Here is a 3,413-nt window from a genome sequence, read left to right as displayed (position 1 = left end):
GCCCAGCGACGGCACCGGCAGCACCGCCGGCCGGTGTAACACCGACGCCAGCGTAGCGGTGTACTCGCGGTTGCGGACCGGTTGGGGTGCAACGGCATTCACCGGTCCCGACAACGTGGTATCCCAGAGCGCGCGGTGATAGACGTCCACCAGGTCGTCGATGCCGATCCAGGACAGCCATTGGCGACCGTCGCCCAGCCGGCCACCCAGCCCGGCTCCGAACAGCGGGCGCATCAGCTTCAGCGTGCCGCCGGCGGGCGATTGCACGATGCCGGTGCGCACCTGCACCACCCGCACCCCGGCCTGTTGCGCCGGCGCGGTCGCCTGCTCCCAGTCGGACACCACATCCGCCAGAAACCCGTCGCCGCGACCGCTGTCCTCGGTGAGGGTATCGTCGCCGCGGTCGTACCCGTAGTAGCCGATCGCCGACGCCGAGATCAGGGAGCCCGGCCGGGGCTCGGTGCGATCCATCAGCTCGGCCAGCCGCCTGGTCGGCTCAATCCTGCTGTCCCGGATGGCTTTCCGATGTTGCTCGGTGAACCGGCCTGCGATCGAGGCTCCCGCCAGATGGATCACCGTGTCAATACCGTCGAACAGCCGTGGGTCGGGATCGTCGGGATTCCATTGCCGCTCGTCGACGCCGCGGGCGGCGTGCCGGACCAGCCGGACGACCCGATGCCCGCCGGTGCGCAGGAATGCGGTCAACGCCGAACCGACCAGCCCCGACGATCCGGTGATCGCGATCGTCGTCGGCCGCAACCCGTTCTCGGCGGCCAACCGGTGCGCGGCCAAGTCGTCGGCCAGCTGCCGGTGTCGGTAGTCGAACATGGGCCGCAGCAGCGACCCCGGCACCGGCGTCTCGACCCGGTCGATCACCCTGGTGCGGTTGCCGCCGAGGTCCTCGAATTCATGAATGTGATTCCAGCGCATGGCGATTCGCGCCGGAAGGGTCGCCAGACCGTCGCCGCCGATGGTGTCGACGAATCGTCGCGGCGGGTCGTAGCCGTCCGGCTGATGCACGGCGACCCAGCGCAGGCCGCCGGGCAGCGCCAGGGTGGCGCGTCCGTCCTCGAGCGAGGCGGCCTCGGTGACCAGGCGCATCGGTTGCCACGGCGGCGAGAGCCGGGCGAACGCGCCCGGCCTGGCATACCAGTCGAATACGTCGGTGATCGGAGCGTCGACGACGCTCGAATAGTCCAGCCCCATCCCTGAAACGTTAGGAACCGCGCTACCGGTTCGGCAAGGCGTGTTCCACGATGGGCAGCCGCGCGTGCGGCTGGCGCACCCCCCGCTTGGCCGACAGATAGACCTGCGCGGTCCTATCGGCCACCGTGTGCCAGTCGAAATCGGAGGTGAGTCGTTCGCGGGCGGCGCGGGCGCGCTGCTGCGCGGCCTGCGGGTCGTCAAGCACGGTGCGCACCGCCGCGGCCAGCCGGGCCACGTCGCGTGGTGGGCACGAGACACCGGTTTGGCCGTTGATCACCGCCTCGCCCAGCCCGCCGATGTCGGACGTCACCAGGGGAGTGCCGGCCGCGGCCGCCTCGAGGGCCACGATCCCGAACGGCTCGTAGTGACTGGGCAGCACCGCGACATCGGCGCGATGCAGGACTGCCAGCAGCTCGGCGTGTTCGAGGTGCCCGACGAACCGGATTGCCTTGAGCACCCGATGTTTACGGGCCTGCTCGACGAGCCAGGCCTGCTGAGTGCCCTCGCCGGCGATGGTCAGGGTGGTGCCGGGGTGGCTGCGCCTGATCCGCGGCAGCGCGGCGATGACGTCGTGCACACCCTTCTCGTATTCCAGCCGGCCCAGGTACAGCAGTTCGGCCGGCCCGCTGCGCGGCCGGCGTTCGGCGAACGGCCACCGCGAAGTCTCGATGCCGTTGCAGATCACCGTGATCTCGGCCAGACCCGGACCGAACAGTTCGCTGATCTCGTCGGCCATCGAGGCCGAACACGTGATCAGCGAGTCGGATTCGCGCACCAGCCACGACTCGAGCGCGTGCACCTGACGGCTGATCGCACCGCTGACCCAGCCGGAGTGCCGGCCGGCTTCGGTGGCGTGAATCGTGGAAACCATTGGGGCATCGTAGAATTGGGCGAGCGCGATCGCCGGGTGGGCCACCAGCCAGTCGTGTGCGTGCACGACGTCGGGCCGCCAGGCGCGGTTGGTGCCCGGTGTGGTCAGCAGCAGCCCGGCGCGGATCATGGCGTGGCCCATGGCCAGCGTCCAGGCCATCATGTCGGTGCCGAAGCTGAATTCGTGCGGATCCTGGGCGGCCGCGATCACCCGGACGCCCTCGCTGATGTGATCCGACGAGGGATGGCTGCGGGGATCGGTTCCGGTGGGCCGCCGCGACAGCACGACGACGTCGTGACCCGCGGCGGCCAGCGCGGTCGACAGGTGATGCACGTGCCGGCCGAGCCCGCCGATCACCACCGGCGGGTATTCCCACGACACCATCAGGATTTTCACGCCAAAACCAACCTCGCCCGCCTCATCGGGGCAGCCTGCGGGCATCGAGGGCGCCGAACAGCCCGTCGGCGCGGTTCCATCCCTCCGCCAGCCGCTGCGCGGTGTCGCGCCGGCCGGACGCCAGCGCGTCGGCGATCTCGCGGGTGGCGTGCGCGTGCAGATGGGCGCGGTAGCGGGCGTAGTCGGCGGCCGAATCCTTGCTCACCATGAACGGCCAGTCGCTGGAGACGGTGAGCAGCGTTTCGCGCAGGATCTGATCGGCGACGTGGTCGCGGGGGATGGGCCCGTCCAGCGACGCCGTCTGGGACAGCGCCTTGTCGACGGTGCTCAGCGCCATGTCGACGACTTCGCTGTTGAGCGCCACCAGATCGGCGACCTGCTCGCCCGCCCACACCTGCCAGTCCTTGCCCGATCCCCACGAGCTGGGCGGCAGGGCGACCGGGTTCCCGACGAAGCCGTCGGCGAGGGCGTCGGACAGCGTGCCCACCCGAACGCCCGCCTCGGGCAAGGCCCGCAGCACCCGCTCCAGCCAGGTCGGGCCCTCGTACCACCAGTGGCCGAACAGCTCGGTGTCGAAGGCGGCGATCACATGGGCGGGTCGCCCGATCCGCTCGGACTCGGCGAGCAACCGGTTGCGGACGACCTCGACGAAGTCGGCGACGTGCGTGTCGACCGCGTGGTCGGCGCGCTCGGGGTCGTAGGGAGCCTTGTCCTGCGAGGGCACGTTGCGGCCCGTCACCCGGGCCGGCTTGAGGCCGGTGAGGTGGTCATAGGTGTGGAAATCGCGGTACGCGGCGTGCCCCGGATAGCCGGACTTCGGTGACCACACGCGGTAGCTGACCTGCAGGTCGCGCCCGAACGCCACCACGTCGGTGCCGCCGACGGGCCGGCCCAGCGCGGTGTCGCCGTGCAGTGACGGGCCGTCGACCATGAAGTGGGT

At 70.5% G+C, this 3,413-nt stretch carries 3 protein-coding genes; all 3 read right to left on the bottom strand.

Annotated features, from left to right (window positions below; all coding sequences use genetic code 11):
* A partial coding sequence (locus tag DQP58_RS26230; protein WP_112710947.1) for a TIGR01777 family oxidoreductase occupies positions 1 to 1,206 on the bottom strand: 1,206 nt, incomplete at its 3' end.
* Positions 1,207 to 1,228: 22 nt separating this feature from the next.
* Complete coding sequence (locus DQP58_RS26225; protein ID WP_112710948.1) at positions 1,229 to 2,473, bottom strand: glycosyltransferase family 4 protein; 1,245 nt, start codon at positions 2,471 to 2,473, stop codon at positions 1,229 to 1,231.
* A 22-nt stretch (positions 2,474 to 2,495) separates the two neighbouring features.
* Positions 2,496 to 3,413 (bottom strand): 1,4-alpha-glucan branching protein domain-containing protein (locus tag DQP58_RS26220; RefSeq protein ID WP_114149377.1); only part of this gene is annotated, 918 nt, incomplete at its 5' end.

Source organism: Mycobacterium colombiense, from assembly GCF_003284975.1.
Lineage (GTDB): Bacteria > Actinomycetota > Actinomycetes > Mycobacteriales > Mycobacteriaceae > Mycobacterium > Mycobacterium europaeum_A.
The sequence above is the reverse complement of the archived record's forward strand: the minus strand, read 5'-3'. Positions and strand labels throughout refer to the sequence as shown.